Consider the following 24,098-nt stretch of genomic DNA (forward strand, 5'->3'; position numbering starts at 1 on the left):
CCTGCCTCTCCCGCAGCCTGCTTGCTACACTCTGCCCCGTGATGTTTGGACCCCTGACCCCCCGCAGCCAGCCGCAGCCGGGCCACCTGTACGACGTGGCGGTGGTGGGCGCGGGCCTGGCCGGCACCGAGCTGGCGTGGCGGCTGGCCCGCGCGGGCGCGGACGTGCTGCTGGTGTCGCAGGCGCTGGATCACCTGGGCAACCTGTACGCGCCGACGATTGACGGCGCCGATTTTCCAGACGGCAGCGTGTTCGCCCAGATTCGTGACCAGCTGGCCCCCGACACCGACGGCTGGACGTTCCACCGCCAGCTCAAGGCGGAAATCGAGGGCACCTCCGGCATCCACCTGCTCCAGAGCACCGTGACCGAGCTGGACGAGACGGAAGGCGAAATCGTGCTGTCCACCTGGGAGGGGCCGAAGCTGCGCGCCCGTCAGGCCGTGCTGGCGGTGGGGGCCTTCCTCAAGGGCCGCCTGCTGATCGGCGACAGCATGGAGGAGGCGGGGCGGCTCTCCGAGGTGGCCTACGATTTCCTGGCGGACGATCTGGCCCGCTCCGGCGTCTTCCTGATCGGTGCGGAGGCCACGGCGGCGGGGGTGGACGGCGCCCCACCCTACGACGTGCGCTTCCTGACGCCCGCGCCCGGCGAGCTGGACGGCTTTGTGCTGACCCGCTTCGACCGGGTGCGGGCGGTGGGCCGCGTGTTGCCCGGCGGGTGCTCGTACCGCAGCGTGCTGGAGGACGCCGCCCGGCTGGCCGACGCGTTGCTGGCCCTGGGCGTGGTGGGCGCATGATCTATCCGCTGGGTGACTTCCACTTTCCCGACGCCGCCTCGCGCCTGTACCCGCAGGCGCCCGAGCGCCCCTGGGTGCTGGAAATCGGCTTCGGGGACGGGCGCTTCTGGCCGCATCACGCCGCCACGTTCGGCGCGCCGCCCAACTACCTGGGGGTGGAACTGTCCGGGGTTTCGTTGCTCAAGGCCCACCGCCGCCTTAAAAACGCGGGTCTGGACAACGCCGTCCTGACCAAGCTGCCCGCCGACGTGTTGCTGCGCGAGGTGGTGCCGCAGGCCGGGCTGGACGGCATCATCGTCAATTTCCCCGACCCCTGGCCGAAGGCGGGGCATCTGGAGCACCGTCTGCTGCGCGTGCCGTTCTTTCAGCTGGCCGCCTCGCGCCTGAAACCCGGTGGCGCGGTGCTACTGACCACCGATCACGACGAGTATTTCGACTTTGCGTGCCAGGCGGCGCGCGACAGCGGCGTGATGGCCGTGGAATTGACCGCCCCCCCGCCCGCCGCGCTGGAAACCAAATACGCCCTGAAGTGGCGGGATCTGGGCCTGGCCCCGCAGCATGCCCGCTTCACGCCCACCGCCCACCCGGACGTCCCGCACGGCGACATCCGCCCTTACCCGGAGGACCCTGATCACGTGCCACACGCCATCCTGACCTTGCCCCCAGCGTTTGTCCCTGCCGTTCCCGGCCAGCCCTTCGAGAAACGCACAGTCCGTGGGGGCGGCTGGACCGTGATCCTGCTGGACCTGTACGCCAGCCTGCGCCGGGATGGCTGGGTGGCCCTTGCCCACGTCGTGGAAGGCGAACTCACGCAGGAAGTGCTGATTGGCATTACCGGGCGCGAGGACGGCAGCCATCTGGTCCGGCTCTCCAAATTTGGTGGCCCGATCATCACGCCGGGGGTCAAGGCCGCCGTGGGCGCGGTCACGGACTGGCTGGAAGAAGCGGGTGGACAGGTGACCCACCGGGGCTACTGAGCGGAGGCCGCTGAGGGGTAAGGAACGCCGTCATTCGCCCATCACTCTCCAGTCTGACCCTCAATCTGGCGGCGCCGAACACCGTATCCTGAACGGATGGTGAAGCTGGATGAAACCCCCTTGCCCGGCGTGGGCATGCGCTACGACTTCGATGGGCGCTTCGGCAAACGCGTGGGCGTAATCACGCACCGCGACGGGCGGCGTGAGCTGTTCGTGTCGTTGAAATCAGACCCCGACGCCTGTGCCCAGAGCATCGTGCTGTCCGAGGACGAGGCGGAGGTGGTCTCGGACCTGATGGGCGGCAGCACCGTGACCCGCCGCATGGCCCAGAGCATGCAGGACATCGAGGGTCTGGCGATGGACTGGCTGCCGCTGGCCGACACGACGCCGTTTAACGGCAGGCCGCTGGGCAGCACCATGCTGCGCACGCGCACCGGGGCCAGCATCGTGGCGGTGATCCGGGGCGGCGGGGCCATTCCCGCACCGGGGCCGGAGTTCCTGTTGCGGGCCGGAGACACGGTGGTGGTGGTGGGCACGGCCGGCGGCGTGGTGCGCGCGGCGCGGCTGCTCAACGGTGAAGCCGACGACAAGGAACTGGTCAGGACCTCTAGATCAGCCTCCTGAACACCCTGGGAGGTGAGACGTGGAGCTAGGCCAACTGTTTCTGGAACTGGGCGGCGTGATCATGCTGCTGGCCCTGGTGGGCCGCGCCGCCGGGCGGCTGGGCATCACGCCCATTCCGCTGTACCTGCTGGCGGGCATCGGGCTGGGCGCGTTCATGTCGCTGGGCAACGCGCCCGAGGAATTCATCCACACCGGCGCGGAGATCGGCGCGGTGCTGCTGCTGTTCACGCTGGGGCTGGAATACACCAGTGAGGAACTCAGCGGCAACCTCAAGGCCAACCGCCAGATCGGCCTGCTGGATCTGGCCCTGAATTTCACGCCGGGGCTGATCGCGGGCGTGCTGCTGGGCTTCACGCCGCTGGCCGCCGTCCTGCTGGGCGGCGTGACGTACCTGACCTCCAGCGGCATCGCCAGCAAGATCCTGCGCGACTTCGGGCGCCTGGGCAACCGCGAGACGCCCCTGATCCTGGCGGTGTGCGTGATCGAGGACGTGGTGATGGCCGCCTACCTGCCGGTGGTGGCCGCGCTGCTGATCGGCGGAACGCTGGTGGCCATTGGCATGAACCTGCTGGTGGCGCTGGCCGCCTTCGGGCTGGCCTTCTTTCTGGCCCTCAGATACGGCCACGTCCTGAGCCGCGTGATGAACGTGCCCAGCGACGAGGCGCTGCTGCTGGGCGTGCTGGGGCTGGTGCTGGTGGTGGCGGGCGTGGCGGACCAGCTCAAGGTGAGCGCGGCCATCGGCGCGTTTCTGGTGGGCATCGCGCTGTCGGGCGAGGTGGCGGACCGGGCGCGGCGGCAGATGGAGCCGCTGCGGGACCTTTTCGCCGCCGTCTTCTTCGTGTTCTTCGGCCTGCAGCTGAATCTGGCGCAGGTCCCCGCCGTGCTGCTGCCCGCCGTCCTGCTGACCGTGGTGACCGGGGCCACCAAATTTGCGGTGGGCTGGATCGGCGCGGCCCGCGCGGGCGTGCAGATTCGCGGCCGCTTTCGCGCCGGCACCACGCTGATTCCGCGCGGCGAGTTCAGCATTCTCATCGCCGGCCTGGGCCTGGGGCTGGCGCCCAGCCTGGGGCCGCTGGCCGCCGTGTACGTGCTGCTGACCGCCATTCTGGGGCCGGTGCTGTCACGCTTCGATGCCCAGCTTGCGCCGCTGCTGGACCGAAACAAGCCGCCGAAGAACGTGTCGGCGCCCGGCCCCACATGAGGTTGGCATGGGTGGACGCTCTGCGCCTTTCCTTCCAGACGAGACAGGACGGCTGTTTATACTCGGGGGCGTGAATCCTTCAACTGTGATGACGGAGAACCCGCTGCTGAACGTGGGTTTCCGGGTGCCCTTCGATCAGATCAAGCCCGAGCACGCCGAGAGCGCCGTGGATCAGCTGCTCGCCGAGGCGCAGGAAAGACTCGAACGCCTCGCGCGGTCTGGCGAGCGGCAGTTTCAAAATTTTATGGCCGACCTGGACACCCTGACCGAGCAGCTGGGCACCGTGACCACCATCGTCCACCACCTCGACGGCGTGGTCAGCAGCCCCGAGTGGACGGCGGCCAAGCTGGCGATCCTGCCCAAGACCAGCGAGTTCTACACCAACCTCAGCCTGCATCCCGGCCTGTGGGCGGCCCTCAAGGCCTTTGCCGACACCGACGACGCGCGTGGGCTGGATCCGGTGCGCGCCCGGCACCTCAAGCTGACCATCGACGACTTCCGGCGCGAGGGGGCCGATCTGGAGGGGGCCGACAAGGCCCGGCTGCTGGAGCTGAACACCCGGCTGGCCCGCGTGACCAGCGATTTCGGCAAGAACGTGCTGGACGCCACCGCCGCCTACGAGCTGTACGTGGACGGGGAGAGGCTGGCCGGCGTGCCGCAGCGCGTGGTGGACGCCACCCGCGAGGACGCCCAGGAGCGCGGCAAGGACGGCCACCGCCTGACCCTGCACCAGCCGATTACCACACCGCTGATGACCTACGCCGACGACCGCGAGCTGCGCCGCGAGATCTGGGAGGCGCAGGGGCAGGTGGGCAAGCAGGACGGGCGCGACAACCGCCCGCTGATCCGGGAAATCCTGAAGCTGCGCCGAGAAAAAGCGGAATTGCTGGGCTTCGCCAACTTCGCCGACTACGTGCTGCAAGACCGCATGGCCGGGGGCGGCGAGACGGCCCTGAACTTCGAACGCGATCTGGAAGCCCGCACCCGCCCCGCCTACGAGCGCGAGAACGAGGAGCTGGAAGCTTTCTACCGCCAGCACGCTGGTGCGGACGCCCCCGCCCTGGAAGCCTGGGACGTGGCGTACTGGGCCGAGAAGCAGCGTCAGGCGCAGTACGACTTTGACGAGGAGGCGCTGCGCCCCTACTTCCCGATGGACAGTGTGCTGTCCGGCCTGTTCGAGATCACCCGCCGCGTGTTCGGCGCGTCGGTCAAGGAGTCGCAGGCCCCCGGCTGGCATCCCGAGGTGCGCTACTACGACATCCACGACGAGGCCGGCACGCACGTCGCCTCGTTCTACACCGACTGGTTCCCGCGCGACACCAAGCGGGCCGGGGCGTGGATGAACGGCTTCATCACCGGTGGCCCCCGCGAGGGCGGCGTGGATCCCCACCTGGGCCTGATGTGCGGCAACATGACCCCTCCCGGCAAGGACACGCCCGCGCTGCTGTCGATCCGCGAGGTGGAAACCGTGTTCCACGAGTTCGGCCACCTGCTGCACCATGCGCTGTCCAGGGTGCCGGTCAAGTCGCTGAGCGGCACCAGCGTCGCGTGGGACTTCGTGGAGCTGCCCAGCCAGATCATGGAGAACTGGGTGATGGAGCGGGGCGCCCTGGATCTGTTCGCCCGCCACTACCAGACCGGCGAGGCGCTGCCGCAAGACCTCTTCGACAAGATGGTGGCCGCCCGCAACTACCGCGCCGCGAACACCGCCATGCGCCAGTACTCCTTTGGCGCAACCGATCTGCTGCTGCATGTCGAGTACGATCCGGCGGGCGACGCCGATCCGGTGGCCCTGGCCCGCGACAGCATGGCCCGTTTCGTGCCGTACCCGCTGCCGGGGGACTACTCGATGGTGGCGGCCTTCAGCCACCTGTTCTCCAGCCCGGTGGGCTACGGGGCCGGGTACTACAGCTACAAGTGGGCCGAGGTGCTGGACGCCGACGCCTTCTCGCGCTTCGCCAGCGAGGGCATCTTCAATCGCGAGACGGGCCGCGCCTTTGTGGACAGCGTGCTGAGCCGGGGGGGCAGCGAAGACCCCGCCCAGCTGTACCGCGAATTCATGGGCCGTGACCCCGACGCCGACGCCCTGCTGCGCCGCAGCGGCCTGTTGCCCGCGTAAACCTCTGTGTCGGCCCTCCGGCTCCCCGTGAAAAGGGGCTGGAGGGCCTTTGCGTTATCCTGCGCGGATGGTCAAACGCGCGTTGCTGCTCGTCGCCGCCCTGACACCCCTGCTGACCACCTCGGTCACCCAGGCCCAGGCCACTCCGGAGGCGCAGTTGCTGGTGCGGCTGAACGCGGTGCGGGCGCAGGGCGTGAGCTGTCCGGGCAGCGGGCGGCGCCCCGTGGCCGGAGCCTTGCAGGCCAGCGCCCCGCACGCCCAGGCCGCCCGCCTGCAGGCCGGGTATATGGGCTCGTCCGGGCGCATCACCCACAGCGGGCAGAACGGCAGCACGCCGCGCATTCGGGCGGCCAGCACCGGGGTCAGCGCCACCAGCGTCACCGAGATCGTGTACATGGGCACGGGCCTCAATACCGAAGCGGCGATGCGCTGGTGGCTGAGCAGCCCCGTGCACTGCTACTGGATGACCGAGCGCCGATACACCCACGCCGGGGCCAGCGTGGTGCGCGGCTCACGCGGCACCGCCTACGTGATCGTGCTGAGCAGCCAACCGAGGTAAGCGCAGACCTTTCCCTCTACCGAGCCGTCCACCCCAGATCCAGATCCAGCACCGCCCCGGTCATGCCCCAGGCGGCGGGGCTGGCGACGTAGCTGGCCAGGGCGGCAATGTCTTCGGGGTTCAGCAGTTGCTTGATGGCCGCACTTTCCAGCATCACCTTCTGCTCAACCTCCTCGGGGCTGATGCCGCGCGTGCGGGCCTGATCAGCCATCTGGCCGGTGACCAGCGGCGTCCGCACGTAGCCGGGGCAGATGGCGTTCACGGTCAGGCCCTGCTCGCCCGCCTCCAGCGCCGCCGTGCGCGTCAGGCCGATCAGGCCGTGCTTGGCGCTGACATACGCGCTCTTGAAAGGGCTGGCGACGTGGCCGTGAATGCTGGAGATGTTGATGATGCGGCCCTGACCACTGCGCGTCAGGTGCGGCCAGGCGTACCTGGACAGCAAAAAGGGCGCGGTCAGCATCACGCGCAGCATGGCGTCCCAGGTGTCCTCGGGGAAGTCGGCCACCGGGGCAATGTGCTGGAAGCCCGCGTTGTTGACGAGCACGTCCAGCCCGCCCAGCGCGGCCACCGTCTCGTCCACGGCGCGGCGGCAGTCCTCACGCCGCCCCAGGTCTGCCCCGATAAAGGTCAGGCCGTGCTGGGCGCCGATCTCACGTGCCTCGGGCCGATCCAGATCGAGCACGGCCACCCGCAGGCCATCCTCCTGGAAGCGGCGCGCGATGGCGATGCCGATGCCGCCGGTGCCGCCCGTGACCAGCGCCACCCTTTGCTGCTGTGTTGTCATGCCCCCGAGTGTAGGCCAGGGGCGTTACCGGGGCGTTCAGTGGGCAGGGGCAGGACTGCACGGGCCGACGTGCCTGCCTCCACGTTGTGTCTGGGAGACGCTGACTTCTCCTTATCCTTTGCAGGCTGAAGCTCTGGCGCTCATGACGTTCCGTGCAGAAATGTTGTACGGCTCCTCGCCATCGTCGCGGACAGCTGCCCTGATGAAGTCTGGTCTCTCCTGCGAAGCTCTGCGCGCCTCGTTTCGATTGCCGGGATTTCTGGCACCTTCCGATTGGCGTCCGTCTCAGCGCTCGCCGAAGTGCACGGCTCCCTCGCGTCCGCGCTCCCCCAGCGCCCTCGTCTGCGTCAGCGGTTGCAGGCCCAGCTCGTCCAGGGCGGCGCGCAGCTGCTCGTAGACACGCCGGGCGGCGGCGGCGTTGCCGCGAGCATGCCAGGCGCGCATCAGGGCGTGGGCCGCGTTCTCGTGGGCCGCGTCCAGGGCCAGGGCGCGTTCGGCGGCGCGGACGGCGTTCTCAGCGTCCCCAACACCTAGGGCGAAGTCCGCCTCGGCGGCCAAGGCGTCGGGCAGGCGGGTGGCGTAACGCTGGGCCTCATCCTGCACGTCGCCCAGGTCAGAGTCGGCCACCCGCCCCGGCAGGGCCAGCAGCCCATCCAGCCGTCCGGCCTCGCCAGCGGGGGCGGCCAGCAGCGCGCGGGCGGCGTGCAGATCGACGCGCAGATCGGGGCCGCCTTTCAGGCGAATCCAGTCGCCGCGTTCCAGGAACACGCCGCTGGCCGCCCCTTCCTCCAGCACCTGCCCCAGCGCGTGCAGGGTCACGCGGAAGTTGCGCTCGCCCACGCCGGGATCGGCCCCGGCGAACAGCGCCTCCTGGGCGGCCTCGCGGGCCAGCCCGCCGTCATGCACCGCCAGCAGCGCCAGCAGATCGCGCGCCCTGGCCCGGCCCCACTCGCGCGGTCTGTCCTCATGGCTGCGCGTGACCGACACCCGGCCCAGCACCGCCACCCGCACGCAAAAGCCGGGCGTCTGATCGGGCCGGGGCAGTTCCGGGTAGCCCAGTTCATGGGCGATGGGCCGCAGGGCGCTGTGAAGTTCAGGGTGGGCCTGGGCCAGCCGCGCCAGCAGTTGTGCCCTGCGCGGTGAATCGGCCGCCGGGGACAGCAGGCCGCGCCGCGCCAGCAGGAAGGGGTAGCGGGCCGCCGCCCCGGCCGCCTCGGCCTCTGCCTGGCCGTCCGCCGCGAAACGGGCCAGCGCCACGCAGGCCAGCCCGAAGGCGTCGCCGCAGGTCTGGAAGCTCTGGAAAGCGGCCTCCAGGCCAGGGGCGTCCGCGTCGCCCGCCTCCTGAAGGCCCAGCGCCGCCGCCAGATGCAGCAGCCCGGCCATGTAGCCGTCGCCGCCCGTCTGGGCCAGCGCCTCGGTTTTCAGCGCCGCCGCCCGCGCCGCGTCCCCGGCCCGGCCCGCCAGCGCCGCGAGGCCCATCAGCGGCTCGACGCGCAACCGGCCTGAGATGGGCTGCGCCAGCGCCAGCGCCTCCTCGTAGGTGGCCCGCGCCCCGTCCAGATCGCCCGCCGTCATCCGGGCGTGGCCCAGCCGCGCCAGCGCCAGTGAACGCACGAAGGGGCTTTCCAGCCGCTCGCCCTCGGCCAGCCCGGCGCGGGCGTGTTCGGCGGCCAGCCCTGACTCGCCGCGCAGCGCGTACACGAACGCGGCCAGCAGCAGCCCCTCGCGGTGGTTCTGGGCCGCCCGCGCGCCGCCCGCCTCGCCGCGTGCCGCCGCCAGGGCCAGCGCCAGCGCCCGCTCCAGATCGCCGGAGCGCAGGGCCGCCCTCGCTCCATCCCGCAACTCCGGTTCCAGCGCCAACGCCTCGGGCAGCCGCCCGGCATTCAGCAGGTTCTCGGCCCGCAAACGCCGTACGGCGGACGAGCCGGGCGCCAGCGCTTCCGCCAGCGCCAGCGCCTCCCACGCCGCGTCGGGCTGCACGGTATCCAGCGCCACCTGCACCCCCCCCAGCGCCCGCAGGAGGGGCGTGGCCCGTTCGTATTCGGCCAGCGCCTCGCTGTAGCGCGAGGACAGGCGCAGGGCGTCCCCGGCCAGGGCATGCAGTTCCGGCGTCCAGACCGCGCGGGGCAGGCGGCCCAGGCTGCGCTCGATCAGCCCGGCCCGCCCCTGCGCGAGCCAGCCCGCCCCGTGCGCCGACAGCAGCGCCGCCGCCCGCGTCACGTCGCCCGACAGCAGGTGTGCTGCCAGCGCCCGCCGGGGCCGCCCGGTGCGCTCGAAGTACGCTGCCCCGCGAGCGGCCAGGATCTGCACCTCGCTCCCAGACAGCCCGCCGCGCAGGTGGGCGCGCAGCAGTGGGTGGGCGCGGTAAACGGCCTCCTCTGAACCTGCCGGATGATCCGAACGGGTCAGGAAGGTGCCGCCCCGCGCCAGCGCCTCCAGCAGCGCCGCGCCGTCCGGCTCGCCCAGCACCTCGCGGGCCAGCGCGGCGGTCAGTTCCTCGAACAGGCTGCCGCGCGCCAGCACCGCGCGCTGCGGCGGGGTCAGCGGCCCCAGCACCTCGGAGGCCAGGTACGCGAACAGGGTGCCCAGTTGCGCCTCCCCGCCGTCCAGATCGGCCAGGCCCGCCAGTTGCACGCGGCCCTGTGCCGCCGCCTGCGCCAGAAAACGCAGCGCGATGGGCCAGCCCTCGGTGACGGTGTGGGCCAGCCGCACCTCCGCGTCGGTGGGTTGCAGGCCGCCCGCCCGCAGCAACGCCCCCACTTCCGGCCGGGTAAAGGCCAGCTCCGGGGTGCCCAGCCGCGTGACCTCGCCCGCCGCGTCCAGCCGGGCCAGTTCGGGCAGCGAGAGCGGCACGCGCGACAGCAGCGCCAGTCGCCCGGCGGTGGTGCCCGGCAGGCCGCCGCCCAGCAGCTCGTGCAGCACATCACTCGTGCCGCCACCCCCCTCACCGCACAGATGCTGCGCCTCGTCCAGCACCAGCAGGCCCCCGCAGGCGTCCAGCAGATCGGCCACGCGCGCCGCCACCCGGCGCGGCGCGGCTCCGGCGTCCAGCAGATCGGCCACCGCCGCGCCCCCCGGCAGGCTCTCGGCGGCCAGCGCCAGCCCGGCAGCCAGCACCTGCGGATCGGCGTCGTCGGCGTCCAGGGTCAGCCACGCGTGCGGTCCCGCCAGATTCGCGGCCAGCGCGGTGGTCTTGCCGTAGCCTGCCGGGGCCACCAGCAGCATCACCCGCGCGGCGTCCATCACCGCCTGAAGCCGGGGCCGCGCCAAGGCGCCGCGCACCGCCGGCACCCGCGCCCGCCGCCGCGAGGTCAGGTCACGCCAGTTGAGGGTCATGCCCGATGCTAGCAAGGCCGTGTCGCTGAGATCTGACCACCTGATGATCCAATGCCTGCCCTCACCCCATCCGGCTACAGCGCCAGATACGCTTCCCGCACGCTCGGATCCGCCAGCAGCGCCTCGCCCGTGCCCTCCTTAACCACCTCTCCGTTTTCCAGCACGTAGGCCCGCTGCGCCAGTTTCAGGCTCAGGCCCACGTTCTGCTCCACCAGCAGCACGCTGACGCCCTCGGCATGGACGGCTTTCAGCGCCCCGAAGACGGTCTGGGTCATCAGCGGCGAGAGGCCCAGGCTGGGTTCGTCCACCACCAGCACGCTGGGACGGCCCATCAGCGCGCGGCCCACCGCCACCATCTGCTGCTCGCCGCCCGAGAGGGTTCCGGCCAGTTGTCCAGCGCGCTCGGCCAGACGGGGGAAGAGGGAATAGACGTGTTCGAGGGTCTGTGCCTGTTTCGCGCGGGCCTCGGGGCGCATGGCCGCGCCCAGTTCCAGGTTCTCGCGCACGGTCATCAGGCCGAACAATTCGCGGCCCTCCGGGACGTGGCCCAGCCCCAGCGCCACGATCTGCGACGGCGTGGCGCGGGTGATGTCCTGCCCGCCCAGGCGAATGCGGCCGCCGCTTGCCCGCACCACGCCGCTGACCGCCCGCAGCGTGGTGGTCTTGCCCGCCCCGTTGGCCCCGATCATGGCGACGAACTCCCCCGGCCCGACGCGCACGCTGACGTCCCACAAGACCTGAATCTTGCCGTAACCGGCGGCGAGATTCTCGATCAGGAGTTCCTGACCCTGGGGGGCAGTCATGGGATGACCTTAGGGTGGTGCGCGGTGCGTGGGGCGCGGGACGCGGTGAAGAGATTGAGGGACTTGATTGTGGTTGGGGCTTGCCCGGTGGCCCCCTCACCCCGTTGCTTCGCAACGCCCCTCTCCCACGAGGGTAGAGGGGTCAGAACCCTTAGACCCTCAGACTCTTTGACCCTTAGACCGTTCAATCCCATCACGCTCCCAGCCCCTCTTCCGTGCCCAGATATGCCGCCACCACCTGCGGGTGCGCGGTGACCTCGCGGTAGGTGCCGTGGGCGATCACCTGCCCCTGATCCATGACCACCACGCGGTCGGCCAGATCACGCACCACCGGCATGATGTGTTCGATGAACAGCACGCTGACGCCATCGGCGCGCACGCCGCGCACCAGCTCCACCGCCTCCGCCGCCTCGCCGGGGCGCAGACCGGCCATCACCTCGTCGAGCAGTAGGACGCGGGGGTTTGTCGCCAGGGCGCGGGCGATTTCCATGCGCTTGTCTTGCAGCAGGGTCAGCTCGTGGGCGGCGCGGGCGGCCTGATCGGCCAGGCCGGTGCGCTCCAGCAGGTCATAGGCGCGTTCGCGGGCCTGCGGCAAGGTGGTGCCGGGCTGCCCGAACAGCGCGCCCACCGTCACGTTCTCGTGAACGGTCATCTCGGGGAAGGGGCGCACCACCTGAAAGGCGCGGCCCAGCCCGGCGTGGCAGCGGTGTTCCATCGGCTTATGCGTTACGTCCTCGCCCAGCAATTCCAGCCGCCCCGAACTGGGCCGGTACACCCCCGACAGCAGGTTGAGGAGGGTGGTCTTGCCCGCCCCATTCGGCCCGATCACGGCCAGAATCTCGCCGTCGTGGTGGTCAAAGGTGACGCCCTGGACGGCCTGGAGGCCACCGAAGCGCTTGCTCAGGCCGTCGGCCCGCAGGACAACCTGACCCGTCATACGTCGCCCCCGTGCCGTCCGCGCCGGAACAGGCCCATCAGTCCGCGCGGCAGCCACAGGATGCTCAGCATCAGCACCAGCCCGTAGACCACCAGGTAGCCGTTCTTGACGACGTTGTGCAGCGCCTCCTCGGCCACGCGCAGCACGGTGGCGCCCAGGATCGGCCCCAGCGTGGTGTACAGCCCCCCGAAGATGCTGGTGGTCAGCGGCGCGATGGAGTTGGCGAGGCTGAAGGTATCCAGCGGGCTGATGAAAAAGGTCTTGCCCGCGTACAGCACCCCGGCCAGCGCCGCCAGCGTGCTGGAGATGAAAAAGGCCGCCAGCTTGTAGCGCACGGTGGACACGCCCAGCACCCGCGCGGTTTCCTCGCCCTGCCGGATGGCGGCGAAGGCGTGGTGCAACCGGCCCACCCGCACCGCCAGACTGACCGCCGCCGTCAGGGCCAGCAGCGCCAGCGCCAGCAGGTACTGCCCGCGCGGGTTGCCGCCCAGCAGCGCCGGCACCAGCAGGCCGTTCGCGCCGCCGGCCACGTCTTCCGGCAGGTTCTGGATGATCGTCCGCACCACTTCCGTGAAGGCCAGAGTGGCGATGGCGAAGTACATGCCGCTCAGGCGCATGGTGACCGCGCCCAGCACCAGGCTGACCACCCCCGCGCCCAGCGCCGCCAGGGGCATCGCCAGCGGCCAGGCCAGCCCCCCCTTCAGCAACAGCGCGTAGCCGTAAGCGCCCAGCCCGTAAAACGCCGCGTGCGCCAGGCTGACCTGCCCGCTGCGCGCTAGGATGTCCCACGACAGCGCCATAATGCCGGCCACCAGCGTGAAAAAGCCGATTTGCAGCAGGAATGCGCCCCGATCTCCCAGCGGCAGAAAGGGGAAAATTAGTGCTAGCACGAAGAAAATCGCCAGCGGCACCAGCGCCACGCCGGTAATGTCCGGCCTGCGCGCCGCCTGCCGTTTGGAGGCGGGCGTGCCCATGCGGTCTGCCCTCATGCGGCCCGCCTGAACGAGCGGATCACCAGCGTACCGAAGATCATCAGGAAGAATACCGCGTCGCTCCAGCCGCCGCCCCCTGGCACGTAAGTCTGCACCAGCGCTTCCGACAGGCCCAGGATCACCGAGGCCCACAGCACGCCGGTCAGGTTGCCCAGGCCCGCCATCACGATAATGGCAAAGGCTTTCAGCGCGAAGACCAGCCCCACGGTGGGCGAGGCGAACAGCAACACGCTGACCAGCACCCCGGCCACCGCCGCCAGCCCGCACGACACGCCGAAGGCGATCAGGTACACGCGATCCACGGGAATCCCGATCAGTTGCGCGCCCCGGCGGTTCTGCGCCACCGCGCGCATCTGGCGGCCCAGCACCGTGCGGTACAGCGTGAAGTACAGCGCGCCCAGCAGCACCACCGCCAGCCCGAAAGCGATGGCCTTGGGGCCGCCGATGCTCAGCTCTCCGATGTTGAGGCTGCTGGCCTGGTACGGCGTGGTGACGGTGCGGGTGTTGCCGCCCAGCAGCATCAGCGCCAGGTTTTGCAGCAGGATGCCCAGCCCGAAAGTCAGCAGCATCTGGTTGAGTTCCGGGGCCAGCAGCACGTGCCGGATGCTGACGCGGTAGGTCAGCGCGCCCACGCCGAACACCGCCACCGCCACGATGGGCAGCGACAGCAGCGGGTCTACCCCTAAAAAGGCGCTGGCGGCCCAGGCCATGAAGGCCCCGATCATCAGAAACTCGCCGTGCGCGAAGTTGACGATGCCCACCACGCCCACCGCCAGCGCCAGCCCGGAGGCCACCAGTGCGTAGATGCCGCTTTGCAGCAGGCCGTTGAGAAGGGTTTGTAAAAAGAGGTCCATGAGGGCTCCGTAAGGTGGCGATTTTGTTTGGGTACTCGATTCTTTAAGAGGAAGGCGGGCTCCGGTCTAAATGCTCCAGCAGCGCCGCCCTGAATTCCTCCGGCGCCTCAATGAAGGGCGAGTGGCCCACGCCGGGCAGCACCAGCTCGCGCCACTGCCCGCCGTTGGCCTCGCCGCGTTTCAATATTGTCCGGGTCTGAAGCAGCATCGGCTGAGGCGGACAGACCTCTGCGCCGGGCCAGCCGGGCACCGCGCCCAGCGCCCCAAGCTGCGCCAGATCGAACAGGCTGGCATCTCCCACGATGGCGTCGGCGTCGCCGCGCACCCACAGCACGGGTGGCGGCGGGGTCAGCTCCGCGAACGCCGACAGGTTCATGTATTTGGGACTGAAGGCATTGGCCACCCCAGCCGTTCCTGGCGCGACATTCGGCCAATTGTCGCTTGGCGTCATGTCGCCGGGGTAGAAGCCATCCCCGGTGCGCGTTTTGAGCATGGACGTGACCCACGCCTCTTCCTTCTGCGGGTCAGGCTGAAACTGCGCGGCGTTGAAGTAGAACTTCCGCATCACGTCGCGCGGGCTGCCCGCCGTGTCCGAGCGGTCTCCGGCGGCGATTAATGGGACGAAGGCCGCATTGACCGTCCCGCCCCCCGAACCCGCGAAATCCGGCGCGTTGGGTGTGCCGTTTTCTCCGTGCGTGCCGCCGAAGCCGTAGGGACTGACCGGGGCCACCAGCGTCAGCGAATTGGCGCGCTCTGGCGCACTCAGTGCGACTTGCATCACCACACCGCCGCCCATGCTCCAGCCCAGCAGGTGCGCGCCCTCCCACTCCAGCGCGTCCAGCAGGGCCAGCACATCGTCGGCCCAGTCACGCAGGCCGCGTGTGGCGTCAATGGGCCTGGCCTCCGTGTCGCCGTAGCCGCGCAGATCGGGGGCGACGGCGTGGATGTCGCCAGGCAGGCTGTCCATCAGGTCACGGAAGAACTCGCCACTCGACACATTGCCGTGAACGAGAAGCAGTCGGCGCCGCGCCTCACCTGTCGCGGGCCGCTCCAGTACGGCGGTTTGAAGGCGGGAAGTCTGGATCGTTCGTGAGGTGAGTGTCATTGGGTTCCCTCTGAGATGGCCGGAAATGGAACCACGGTCTGATCCTTGCGCCCCTTTCCCTGGGGAATGGGAGGGATCAGGCCGTGGCGGCCTCCGCATCTGACCCGGTGCCAGGTGCTGTCAGCCCTCTACTTGCCCCAGACCACAGGCTTCTGGGAGAAGCTGGCCGGGTACACCGGCGCGCGGGTGTCGTTCAGGAACTGGAAGTGCAGCCAGTTGCCGGCCTTGAAACCCTGATACTGGGTCTTGAGGCTCTTGCTGAAGGTCAGCGTGCCGAACGGCGTGGGCGTGTTGGTCTTGGCCAGTTCGGCGGCCACCTTGTCCTTGTCGGTGCTGCCCGCCCGGTTGATGGCGGCGGCCAGCGACTTGAGGTTCACGTAGGCCAGCGGCGCGAAGTATTCCTCGGTAACGTTGCTGAACTTCTTCTTGTAGGCGTCCACGAAAGCGCGACTTTCCTTGTTGGGGCTGGTGGGCAGCCACAGGCTCAGGCCCGCGATGTCGTTGGCCAGAGGGTTTTTCTCGAAGCCCACCGGCCAGCTGGGCGGCGTGCCGTAGATCAGGCCCAGCTTGAGGTTCTGCTGCTTGATCTCGGTGGCCAGCGGCAGGGCGTCGGTGTCGTAGCCCACCCAGTACATGATGTCGGGCTTGGCGGCCTTGGCCTTGCTGACCAGCGGGCCGAAGTTACCGCTGCCGGTCTTGAACTTCTCGGTCAGGACGACGTTGAAGCCGGCCTTCTTGAAGGCGTCCACGGTGGAGTCGATGCCCGCGCTGCCGAAGGGGCCGTCCTCGTAGGCGATGGCGATGTTCTTGGCCCCCTGCTTGTCCTTGAGGGTCTTGAAGAAATCCAGAATGGCCTCGAAGTTGTAGTAGGACCACGGGTGGTAGTGGAAGAAGTACTTGTGATCGGCAAAGGCGTCCTCGACGGGCGTGGCGGCGGCCCCGATCCAGGCCATGAAGGTGTTGTACTGCTTGGCCGGGCCGGACAGCGCCACGCTGACCGCGCTGCTCACGCCGCCGGCCATGAAGTCCACCTTGTCCACCGTGACCAGCTTGACGAACTCCGGCACCGCCTTGGCCGGGGCACTGGCGTCGTCGCCGTACACCACTTCCAGGGGTTTGCCCAGCACGCCCCCCGCCTTGTTGATCTCGGCCAGCGCCAGTTCGTAGCCGTTCTTGGCCGCCTGGCCCGACACGCTGCCCGCTCCCGAGAGGGGAATCAGTACGCCCACTTTTACCGCGCCCGCGCCGGAAACCGCGAGCAGGACGCCCGTCAGAAGTAGAGTTTTCATAACGCGGGCAGTCTAAGGGAGAGGCGTCACGGGGGCGTTACAAGGGTGTGCATGACGCCGCGCCTTGTCGTCCACTGTGACCGTGGCGTTACGCTGCGCACCTACCCTGGGCCGTGATGAGTGAGACGCTGCGGGGGGCGGGGCTGGAAGCGGGCGCGGGACCGGGCGAGTGGGTCTTCTCGGCCCAGGCGACGTTTTCGGGTGTGGACGTGCCGCTGCGGCTGGGCGCGCAGTCGTGGGGGACGCTCAACGCGGCGCGCGACAATGCCGTGCTGGTCTGCCATTACTACACCGGTACCATGCGCGCCGCAGGAACGAATCCGGACGGCACACCCGGCTGGTGGGCTGCTCTCATTGGGCCGGGCCTGCCGCTGGACACAGACCGCTTTTTTGTCATCTGCATGAATACGCCGTCCAACGTGCAGGCCCGTGACTCCGGCATCGTGACCACCGGCCCGGACACCCCCCACCCGGACGGCGAGACCTGGGGACCGCGATTTCCAGACTGGGATTTTGGCGATCTGCACGCCATTCAGCTGGGACTGATGCAGGCGCTGGGAGTAGCGCGCTGGCATGCGGTGGCCGGTCCCAGCCTGGGCGGCCTGCAGGCCCTGCAGTGGGCGGCCCGCACCCCCGAACTCGCGCCGCGCGTGGCGGCGGTGGCGGCCAGTCCGCACGTCGGCCCGGCCCTGCGCGACGCCTTCACGCCCCTGCTGCGTCAGGTGGCCCAGGTGGGCGGTCTGGAGGAGGCGCTGCGCGTGATCACCTTTTTCGGGCTGGGGGCAGACGGGCTGGAAGCCCTGTTCCGCAACGCCGACCTGGGGGCCTACCTGGCTGCGCGCTCGGGCACGGCCAGCCTGCCGCACATCCTGGACATCGCGCGGCTGGTGGGCACCCACGATCTGGCGGGGGTGACCCCGCACCCCGAAATGTTCGCCCACTGGGCCGCATCAGGCTTGCGGCTGCTGACCGTGAATATCGCCGGGGACCAGTTCTTCCCCGCCGCCGAGATGCGGGGCTTCGCCCAGGCCTCGGCGGCGGCGGGCGTGAATCACACCCATCTGGAATTCGCCTCTGGGCAGGGCCATCTGGGCTGCGTGAACGACACGGCGGCCTTTGCCGCACAGATGCACGCCTTGCTGAATGCTCCCGCCACGCCCGTGCTGGCGGCTGCGGGCGCTGTGGGTAGCGAGTTGTCTGGTGTGTAAGCCCCGCAAATCGCCTTGGCTTTTAATTGCGATTTCAAAGGACAAGTTCTGGAACAGGCATTGGTGGCACGATTCCTGAAGGGGCAGCCTTGTTGTTTGCAGCCCAGGGCAACCCACAACGAGAAAACTCCGCCAGAGACGGAGTTGGTCTGGTGGGTCGCCCGGGACTTGAACCCGGAACCCGCTGATTAAAAGTCAGCTGCTCTACCGATTGAGCTAACGACCCGCGCGCCATCACACCCGGCCAGGGGCGTTTTTGCAGCGGGTGTGAGTATACGGAGGGCAGCCTGACCTGTCAATCGTGGCTGCGTCCTAGCGCCGAACGTTGGGGGGCAAGTTGGGCATGCGCGGGGGCTTGCCGCCCGGTCCCTTGCCTCCCATGCGCCCCAGCATCTTCATCATGTCCTTCATCTGCTCGTGCATCTTCAGGAGCTTGTTGATGTCCTGCACGCTGTGGCCGCTGCCCGCCGCGATTCGTTTGCGCCGCCGCCCGTCAATCACCTTGGGGTTGCGCCGCTCCTTGAGGGTCATGCTGGAAATCATGGCGTCGATACGCTGAATCTGCTTCTCGTCCACGTTGAAGCCCTCGGGCAGGGCGCGGCTCATGCCGGGGATCAATTTCAGGAGATCACCCAGTGGTCCCATCTTGCGAATCTGGCGTAACTGGGTCAGCAGGTCTTCCAGATCGAAGTCGCCGGGCTTCTTGACCTCCATCGCCTTGAGGTCCGCCATCTCGGCGCGTTCGATCAATCCCAGGACGTCGCCCATGCCTAGGATGCGCCCGGCCACGCGGTCTGGGTGGAAGGCGTCGAGCCCGCTGATCTTCTCGCTGGTCCCGGCGAAGTAGATCGGCTTGCCCGTCACGCTGCGCGCCGAGAGGGCCGCGCCGCCGCGTGCGTCGCCGTCCATCTTGGTGATGATCAATCCCGAAACCTGCACGCGCGTGTCGAAGGTCTGGGCCACGTTCAGCGCCTCCTGCCCGGTCATGGCGTCCACCACCAGCAGCGTTTCGGTGGGCTGCATGGCGGCCTGCAGATCCGCCAGCTGGTCCATCAGCGCCTCGTCGATCTGGAGGCGGCCCGCCGTGTCCACGATGACCAGATCGCGGAAATCGGTCCTCAGGTGCTCGTCCACACGGCGGCGGGTTTCGGCGGGGGTCTCGCCGTCGGCCACCTTCAGCACCGGCACGCCCACCTGCTTGGCCAGCACTTCCAGCTGGTCCCGCGCCGCCGGGCGCTGGGTGTCGGCGGCCACCAGCAGCACGCGGCGGCCCTTGCTCTTGTAATGCGCGGCCAGTTTGCCGGTGCTGGTCGTCTTGCCCGCCCCCTGCAGCCCCACCATGAACCACACGTTGCCCTCGGTCTTCAGTTCCGGCTGGATGGATTTGCCGCCCAGCGTCTCGATCAGCTCGTCGTGGACCAGTTTCACCACGGTCTGCCCGGAGTTGAGGCTGCCCGAAACCTCCTGCCCCACGGCCTTCTCGGAGACCTTCGCCACGAATTCCTTCGCCACGCCAAAATTCACGTCGGCTTCCAGCAGCGCCATCCGGATCTCGCGCATGGCGGCCTTGACCTGCGACTCGGTGAGCTGGCGCTCCTTGCCCACGCGGTCCAGGATGTCCTGCAACTTGTTGCCCAGCGACTCAAACATGGGGGCAAATTACCACGCCGGGTCAGGCTTTTCTGTTAGCGGAGGCGGAGGTCTGAAGCCCTATGCTGCGGACATGGGCAAACTGGTGCGTGAACGGATTCCGGAACTTTTCGGCGGAACTTCCCGTGTGTTGAATGCCGACGAGTTTCGCGCCGCCCTCCGAGCCAAACTGGGCGAGGAGGTGGCCGAATATCTTGAATCGGGCGAAGTGCTGGAACTGGTCGACGTTCTGGAAGTCGTGTATGCGCTGGCAAAGACCGACGGTGTGGGGAAGAGGGAACTGGAAGACCTGCGGCGACAGAAGGCCGGGGAGCGCGGCGGCTTCGACGCTTGGCTGTGGTGGAAGCCTGCAACGGGTTAATCCGGCTAAAACTCCCTCGCCCCCACCCCAAACTACCCGGCCAGCTTGTGCACATGCTCCAGCGTAAATGCTCGCCTGCGTGACCGCCGTATTCCGTTCAGGTTGGAAACCCCATCGCGTATATCAGCGCCTGCTGAAGGGTCAGGGCACGGCCTTCCGCCCAGGCAGTTGCAAACTCACTGTCCTGCAAAGCCGCGCGAATGGGGGCCATGTCCTGCGTCAGCGTGTTGCGTTCGTCTTCAGTCAATCCGGCGTTCAACACTTCGCGCTGGGCTTCGGCGACGCCCAGCAGAACTGCGGCGTGACGCATCTCCTGCCCATCGGCGGCGAGCAGGCCAAGCACCTCCAGTGCGATGGGGGCCAGCGAGAATCGCCCGCCCTCTATCTGCCCGGTTTTGAGCAGCCCTTGTAGCGCCTGAATCAGGTAGTCCCGCGACATTTCCCCGTTGCCAAGCTGCCGGTAAAGGATGCCCATGTTGATCAGTGCAGATTGTTCGTCGCTGCCAGATTTGTGTTTCAAATGCAGGAATTGTACGAAAGTTTTGCGGGTTGAATAACGAAAGGGCAGGTTGACCATTAAAGGGACTGTGCCAGATTCAACCAAGGTCCCTTGACCCTTCGCACAGTCCCATTTCCCCCAACCGCGTAAACTCTTCCAGTGACCATCTCCGCGCCCAACCTGTCCAAATTGCTGCCCGCCGCCCCGCCCGGCAACCTGCTGCTCCTCCCGCAGGTGGCGCGGGCGGCGCTGTTCGCAGCCTTTCCAGGCCCGGCGGTGCTGCTGACCACCGCTGACCGCATCGGCAACTACGCCTCGGCGGGGGCGCTGGGCGCGCCGGTGTCGGTCAATCCGGGCTTGCGCGACTGGGACGGCAAGCACGAGCATGTGGTGCTAGACGTGAACACGGCCCTGGACCTGTTCCCCGCCCACCCCGAAGATCACGCCCTGAGCTTACGCGTGGGCCGCAACTACCCGCGCGAGGCGCTGCTGACCCGCCTGGAACGCCTAGGCTACGAACGGGGAGAGGAACCCGGCTACGAGTTGCGCGGGGACACCCTGGAACTGCGCCTCTCGCCCGGCGCGGGCCGTCCCACCGACGCCGACGGCGACATCTGGGTGCGGGCCGAGTTCTTCGGCGACGAGCTGGACACCCTGCGCCTGCTGGCCCCCGGCGAAATGACTGGTGAGAAGGCCGACACCTTCACTCTGGAACCCACCGCCGACTACCTGACCGAAGTCAAGTGGGACGCCACCCGCCTGGAACTGCTGCCGGGCCGCGTGTTTCTGGATTCCCCGGAGTTCTACGCCTCCAGCCTGGGCGTCCTGACCGATACGCTGTGGCCGCGGCTGGCCGGACGTGAGGTCACGTCGTTTGGCCGCTCACCCCTCGAATTGCCCGATCTGGACACCGGCCTGAAGACGCTGGATTTCTACCGCGCCCGCCTCGCCGATCTGGAAAAGGATGTGGCCGAGTGGAGAGGGGCCGATTACCGTGTCCTGATTCTGGTGCGCCATGACCGCACGGCGGCGTATCTGGCCGACAAGCTGCTGAACACCCACGAGATTCCCTGGCTCAAACTCCCACGCGTGGAGGAGGGTGGCCTGGGCTTCCTGCGCGGCGGCGGCGAGGGCGGCTTCGTTATTCCCGAACACCGCACGGTGGTGCTGACCGAAGACCTGATCTACGGCTTCCAGGGCGGCTCCGCGCTGCGCGGCAAGCGGCTGTCGGGCCGCCCGGTCACCGACGCGCTGGGCCTGCATGTGGGCGATTACCTGATTCACCCCGAACATGGCATCGGGCAATTTCAGGGCCTGGAGACACGCACGGTGCTGGGCGTCACCCGTGATTACCTGAATCTGGAATACCGCAAAGGCGCCCGCCTGAGCGTGCCCATCGAGCAATTGCCTGTGCTGCGCCGCCATCCCGGCACCACCGACGATCCGCCCGTCCTAAGCAGCTTCGACAAGAAGGACTGGGCCAAAGCCAAGGACAAGGCCCGCAAGAACGCCGAGGAGGTGGCGGGCAAACTGCTGGTGCAGTACGCCGCCCGGCAGGTCACCCCCGGCAACGCCTTTGCCCCCGTTCCCGAGTGGGACAAGCAGATCGAGGACAACTTCCAGTTCGAGTTGACGGGAGACCAGCGCACTGCCCTGAAGGAAACCCTCAAGGATCTGGAGAAACCCAACCCCGCTGACCGGCTGATCTCCGGCGACGTGGGCTTCGGCAAGACCGAAGTGGCGCTGCGGGCCGCGCACCGCGTCGTGGGCCACGGGATGCAGGTGGCGATTCTGGTTCCCACCACGCTGCTGGCCGAGCAGCACACTTCCACTTTCGTGGAACGCTTCAAGGATCTGCCCGTGCGGGTGGAGGGGCTATCGCGCTTTACCTCGCCGCAGTCGTCCAAGGCCATCCTGCGCGATCTGGCGGCGGGCAAGGTGGACATTCTGATCGGCACGCACCGCCTGCTGAGCGGCGACATTGAGTTCAAGAACCTGGGCCTGATCATCGTGGACGAGGAACACCGCTTCGGCGTGTCGCAGAAGGAAAAATTGCGGGCGTTGCGGGGCATGCCGGATGTGGCGGCAGGCAAGCTGGACATCCCAGAGGGGGCGCGGGCGGTGGACACCCTCGCACTCTCGGCCACCCCGATTCCGCGCACCCTCTACATGAGCATGGTGGGCCTGCGCGACATGAGCAGCATCCAGACGCCTCCAAAGGGCCGCAAGCCCATCCAGACGGTGCTGGCCCCCTTTGACCCCAGCACCGTGCGCGACGCCATCATCAGCGAGATCGAGCGCGGCGGCAAGGTCTTTTACATCCATGACCGGATTGCCAGCATCGGCGCCCGCAGTCTATACCTCCGCAACCTGGTGCCGGAAGCGCGCATCGGCGTGGCGCACGGGCGCATGAACGAGGAGGAGCTGGAGGAGATCATGCTGGGCTTCGAGGAGGGCGCGTTTGACGTGCTGCTGTCCACCACCATCGTGGAGACAGGGCTGGACATCCCGGAGGCCAACACCATCCTGATTGAGCGTTCGGATCGGCTGGGCCTCGCGCAGCTCTACCAGTTGCGCGGGCGGGTGGGCCGCCGGGCGCAGACGGCCTACGCCTACCTGTTCTATCCGCCGCGCATGACCGAGAACGCGCAGCGGCGGTTGTGGGCTATCGCGGACCTGCAAGACCTCGGTTCCGGGCACCTGCTGGCCGAGAAGGACATGGAAATTCGCGGCGTGGGCAACATCCTGGGCGAGGAGCAGCACGGGCATGTGCAGGCCGTCAGCATTGACGTGTACACCGAGATGCTCTCGGAGGCCGTCGCCCGCCTGAAGGGCGAGAAGCTTCAGCCGCCCGTCAACATCTCCATTGACCTGCCCATCAACGCCCGCCTGACCCCGGAATACTTTGGCGGCGACGATGAGGCGCGCATTGCCACCTATGGCCGCCTCTCGGACGCACGCACTTTGCAGGCCATCAGCCGGGTGGAGCGTGACCTGCGGAAGAAATACGGCCCTCCCGCCCCGGACGTGCAGAACTTCATTGACCTCGCCAAGCTGAGGCTGACGGCCGCCGCCAAGCGCGTATTGAGCATCGGCGAGACCATGACCGAATTGCAGGTGACGTTCGCTTATAAATCACTGGATTACGACGCCGCCGGCCTCAAGCGCTTTCCTCACAAGACCGAGGTGCAGACCTTCCCGCCCTCCGTGAAGATGGAGAAACGGGGGATCAAGGTGGACGATTACGCGCGGATGCTGATTGAGTTGCTGGGGTATTTTGGCTGAAGTAATGTATTACTCCAGCGGCGCGGTAAATTCAAAGATGCCGCAGGTATCTCTTCTGGGGAAAATTAGTGTTTCATCGCGGACGTAGACAACAATTGAATTTTGCAGATATGTCATGTCTTCCTGCTCGCCACATCCTTGACGTGGATCAATGGTGTATTCCACCGTTCTGGTCACGCCTGTCTTCATGTTGAAAATGTAGATAATAGGGTTGTACTGTGAGATGCCAATTTTCGATTCCGTGGCTGAGAAGACAGCGAAATTCTCATCCCTGTAAATCAAGCCTCCGTCATTCTCCATAACGAGTTGGCCGCTGCTCAAATTGAATACTTGACTCTCAATATACGAAAGCGCGCCAGACACGCCGCCACTTACGAGGACATACTGGTCGCTCAGCGCATTCGCGTTGGCACCACTGATCTCAACTTTCTTACTCCAAGTTCTCTTGTCCGCAGTCACCCGAATATCTGTGTCGTAACCACTGGCCTGACAAGTGACATGATATTTTCCAATCTGTCCATCTGGGCAAACGTCACTGAGTTGAAGTTGCGTCTGTCTCGCCAAATCTGCCGCTTGATGAATTTTGGTTGCAACCTCTGTACCGGACATCTTCGAGTTGAGGCTGTGCTGGACGGGAAATCCCTGAACGTGTGACAGGTTGCGAATCGGCAGGATAAACGGCGGTGTTTTGGGTGTGTGACGACTCCAAAACCCGCCGATC

General features: G+C 67.8%; 20 protein-coding genes and 1 tRNA gene. 9 read left to right on the forward strand and 12 right to left on the reverse strand.

Annotated features, from left to right (window positions below; all coding sequences use genetic code 11):
* Window positions 1-41 precede the first annotated feature (41 nt).
* From FHR04_RS11830 to FHR04_RS11855, 6 genes are all read left to right on the forward strand, one after another.
* Window positions 42-794: an FAD-dependent oxidoreductase gene (locus FHR04_RS11830; RefSeq protein WP_139403591.1), complete on the forward strand. Its 753-nt coding sequence runs from the start codon at window positions 42-44 to the stop codon at window positions 792-794.
* Window positions 791-1,771 carry a tRNA (guanine(46)-N(7))-methyltransferase TrmB gene (trmB, locus tag FHR04_RS11835; protein ID WP_139403542.1) on the forward strand — a complete coding sequence of 327 codons (981 nt, stop codon included), beginning with the start codon at window positions 791-793 and terminating at the stop codon, window positions 1,769-1,771. Before FHR04_RS11830 ends, trmB begins: the two co-directional genes overlap by 4 nt.
* A gap of 96 nt (window positions 1,772-1,867) precedes the next feature.
* Complete coding sequence (locus FHR04_RS11840) at window positions 1,868-2,395, forward strand: cation:proton antiporter regulatory subunit (RefSeq protein WP_052195313.1); 528 nt, start codon at window positions 1,868-1,870, stop codon at window positions 2,393-2,395.
* 19 nt (window positions 2,396-2,414) lie between these two features.
* Window positions 2,415-3,596 (forward strand): cation:proton antiporter, encoded by a 1,182-nt coding sequence (locus FHR04_RS11845; protein WP_039683449.1) that lies wholly within the window; start codon window positions 2,415-2,417, stop codon window positions 3,594-3,596.
* 88 nt (window positions 3,597-3,684) lie between these two features.
* Entirely contained in the window at window positions 3,685-5,715 is a 2,031-nt protein-coding gene (locus FHR04_RS11850) for a M3 family metallopeptidase (protein WP_139403593.1), read from the forward strand.
* Window positions 5,716-5,782: 67 nt separating this feature from the next.
* Window positions 5,783-6,274 (forward strand): CAP domain-containing protein, encoded by a 492-nt coding sequence (locus FHR04_RS11855; protein WP_139403544.1) that lies wholly within the window; start codon window positions 5,783-5,785, stop codon window positions 6,272-6,274.
* A 16-nt stretch (window positions 6,275-6,290) separates the two neighbouring features.
* Here the strand turns inward: FHR04_RS11855 and FHR04_RS11860 are convergent, their stop codons facing one another.
* The 8 genes from FHR04_RS11860 to FHR04_RS11895 form a co-directional block, all read right to left on the reverse strand.
* The gene (locus FHR04_RS11860; RefSeq protein WP_139403546.1) at window positions 6,291-7,058 is read right to left on the reverse strand and encodes a 3-hydroxybutyrate dehydrogenase; all 768 of its coding nucleotides are present in this window, start codon (window positions 7,056-7,058) and stop codon (window positions 6,291-6,293) included.
* Between the two features lie 285 nt (window positions 7,059-7,343).
* Entirely contained in the window at window positions 7,344-10,394 is a 3,051-nt protein-coding gene (locus FHR04_RS21595) for an ATP-binding protein (protein WP_139403548.1), read from the reverse strand.
* Between the two features lie 74 nt (window positions 10,395-10,468).
* Entirely contained in the window at window positions 10,469-11,197 is a 729-nt protein-coding gene (locus tag FHR04_RS11870; protein WP_139403550.1) for an ABC transporter ATP-binding protein, read from the reverse strand.
* Between the two features lie 193 nt (window positions 11,198-11,390).
* The gene (locus FHR04_RS11875) at window positions 11,391-12,134 is read right to left on the reverse strand and encodes an ABC transporter ATP-binding protein (protein ID WP_139403552.1); all 744 of its coding nucleotides are present in this window, start codon (window positions 12,132-12,134) and stop codon (window positions 11,391-11,393) included.
* On the reverse strand, window positions 12,131-13,123 hold the full coding sequence (locus FHR04_RS11880) for a branched-chain amino acid ABC transporter permease (RefSeq protein ID WP_139403554.1): 993 nt from the start codon (window positions 13,121-13,123) through the stop codon (window positions 12,131-12,133). The genes FHR04_RS11875 and FHR04_RS11880 overlap by 4 nt, the downstream gene beginning before the upstream one ends.
* A complete protein-coding gene (locus FHR04_RS11885; RefSeq protein WP_139403556.1) occupies window positions 13,120-13,980 on the reverse strand; it encodes a branched-chain amino acid ABC transporter permease in 861 nt (286 codons plus the stop codon). Before FHR04_RS11885 ends, FHR04_RS11880 begins: the two co-directional genes overlap by 4 nt.
* Window positions 13,981-14,023: 43 nt before the next feature.
* Complete coding sequence (locus FHR04_RS11890) at window positions 14,024-15,085, reverse strand: alpha/beta fold hydrolase (protein ID WP_139403558.1); 1,062 nt, start codon at window positions 15,083-15,085, stop codon at window positions 14,024-14,026.
* A 128-nt stretch (window positions 15,086-15,213) separates the two neighbouring features.
* Window positions 15,214-16,374 (reverse strand): ABC transporter substrate-binding protein, encoded by a 1,161-nt coding sequence (locus FHR04_RS11895; RefSeq protein WP_139403560.1) that lies wholly within the window; start codon window positions 16,372-16,374, stop codon window positions 15,214-15,216.
* A gap of 116 nt (window positions 16,375-16,490) precedes the next feature.
* Here FHR04_RS11895 and FHR04_RS11900 point away from each other — a divergent pair, with 116 nt between their 5' ends.
* Window positions 16,491-17,582 carry an alpha/beta fold hydrolase gene (locus FHR04_RS11900; protein ID WP_139403561.1) on the forward strand — a complete coding sequence of 364 codons (1,092 nt, stop codon included), beginning with the start codon at window positions 16,491-16,493 and terminating at the stop codon, window positions 17,580-17,582.
* Window positions 17,583-17,732: 150 nt separating this feature from the next.
* Here FHR04_RS11900 and FHR04_RS11905 read toward each other — a convergent pair.
* A tRNA-Lys gene (locus FHR04_RS11905) sits at window positions 17,733-17,808 on the reverse strand.
* Window positions 17,809-17,894: 86 nt separating this feature from the next.
* A complete protein-coding gene (gene ffh, locus FHR04_RS11910) occupies window positions 17,895-19,232 on the reverse strand; it encodes a signal recognition particle protein (RefSeq protein ID WP_139403563.1) in 1,338 nt (445 codons plus the stop codon).
* Between the two features lie 73 nt (window positions 19,233-19,305).
* Between ffh and FHR04_RS11915 the strand changes: the two genes are divergently transcribed.
* Window positions 19,306-19,593, forward strand: a complete 288-nt coding sequence (locus tag FHR04_RS11915; RefSeq protein ID WP_139403565.1) for a nucleoside triphosphate pyrophosphohydrolase — start codon at window positions 19,306-19,308, stop codon at window positions 19,591-19,593.
* Window positions 19,594-19,690: 97 nt separating this feature from the next.
* On the opposite strand, the gene FHR04_RS11920 is transcribed toward FHR04_RS11915, so the two are convergent.
* A complete protein-coding gene (locus FHR04_RS11920; RefSeq protein WP_139403567.1) occupies window positions 19,691-20,170 on the reverse strand; it encodes a hypothetical protein in 480 nt (159 codons plus the stop codon).
* A gap of 81 nt (window positions 20,171-20,251) precedes the next feature.
* Here FHR04_RS11920 and FHR04_RS11925 point away from each other — a divergent pair, with 81 nt between their 5' ends.
* Window positions 20,252-23,377 (forward strand): DEAD/DEAH box helicase, encoded by a 3,126-nt coding sequence (locus tag FHR04_RS11925; protein ID WP_139403568.1) that lies wholly within the window; start codon window positions 20,252-20,254, stop codon window positions 23,375-23,377.
* A 9-nt stretch (window positions 23,378-23,386) separates the two neighbouring features.
* Here the strand turns inward: FHR04_RS11925 and FHR04_RS20985 are convergent.
* Window positions 23,387-24,098: hypothetical protein (locus FHR04_RS20985; RefSeq protein ID WP_170213935.1), on the reverse strand; the 712-nt coding region annotated here is incomplete at its 5' end.

Origin of the sequence: Deinococcus radiopugnans ATCC 19172 (assembly GCF_006335125.1) — a bacterium.
Classification (GTDB): domain Bacteria; phylum Deinococcota; class Deinococci; order Deinococcales; family Deinococcaceae; genus Deinococcus; species Deinococcus radiopugnans.

Bases quoted from the DNA above. Each gene is read 5' to 3' on its own strand.
- FHR04_RS11830 (WP_139403591.1), top strand. From the start codon at position 42: ATGTTTGGACCCCTGACCCCCCGCAGCCAGCCGCAGCCGGGCCACCTG.
- trmB (WP_139403542.1), top strand. From the start codon at position 791: ATGATCTATCCGCTGGGTGACTTCCACTTTCCCGACGCCGCCTCGCGC.
- FHR04_RS11840 (WP_052195313.1), top strand. From the start codon at position 1,868: ATGGTGAAGCTGGATGAAACCCCCTTGCCCGGCGTGGGCATGCGCTAC.
- FHR04_RS11850 (WP_139403593.1), top strand. From the start codon at position 3,685: ATGACGGAGAACCCGCTGCTGAACGTGGGTTTCCGGGTGCCCTTCGAT.
- FHR04_RS11855 (WP_139403544.1), top strand. From the start codon at position 5,783: ATGGTCAAACGCGCGTTGCTGCTCGTCGCCGCCCTGACACCCCTGCTG.
- FHR04_RS11860 (WP_139403546.1), bottom strand. From the start codon at position 7,058: ATGACAACACAGCAGCAAAGGGTGGCGCTGGTCACGGGCGGCACCGGC.
- FHR04_RS21595 (WP_139403548.1), bottom strand. From the start codon at position 10,394: ATGACCCTCAACTGGCGTGACCTGACCTCGCGGCGGCGGGCGCGGGTG.
- FHR04_RS11870 (WP_139403550.1), bottom strand. From the start codon at position 11,197: ATGACTGCCCCCCAGGGTCAGGAACTCCTGATCGAGAATCTCGCCGCC.
- FHR04_RS11875 (WP_139403552.1), bottom strand. From the start codon at position 12,134: ATGACGGGTCAGGTTGTCCTGCGGGCCGACGGCCTGAGCAAGCGCTTC.
- FHR04_RS11880 (WP_139403554.1), bottom strand. From the start codon at position 13,123: ATGAGGGCAGACCGCATGGGCACGCCCGCCTCCAAACGGCAGGCGGCG.
- FHR04_RS11885 (WP_139403556.1), bottom strand. From the start codon at position 13,980: ATGGACCTCTTTTTACAAACCCTTCTCAACGGCCTGCTGCAAAGCGGC.
- FHR04_RS11890 (WP_139403558.1), bottom strand. From the start codon at position 15,085: ATGACACTCACCTCACGAACGATCCAGACTTCCCGCCTTCAAACCGCC.
- FHR04_RS11895 (WP_139403560.1), bottom strand. From the start codon at position 16,374: ATGAAAACTCTACTTCTGACGGGCGTCCTGCTCGCGGTTTCCGGCGCG.
- FHR04_RS11900 (WP_139403561.1), top strand. From the start codon at position 16,491: ATGAGTGAGACGCTGCGGGGGGCGGGGCTGGAAGCGGGCGCGGGACCG.
- ffh (WP_139403563.1), bottom strand. From the start codon at position 19,232: ATGTTTGAGTCGCTGGGCAACAAGTTGCAGGACATCCTGGACCGCGTG.
- FHR04_RS11915 (WP_139403565.1), top strand. From the start codon at position 19,306: ATGGGCAAACTGGTGCGTGAACGGATTCCGGAACTTTTCGGCGGAACT.
- FHR04_RS11920 (WP_139403567.1), bottom strand. From the start codon at position 20,170: ATGGTCAACCTGCCCTTTCGTTATTCAACCCGCAAAACTTTCGTACAA.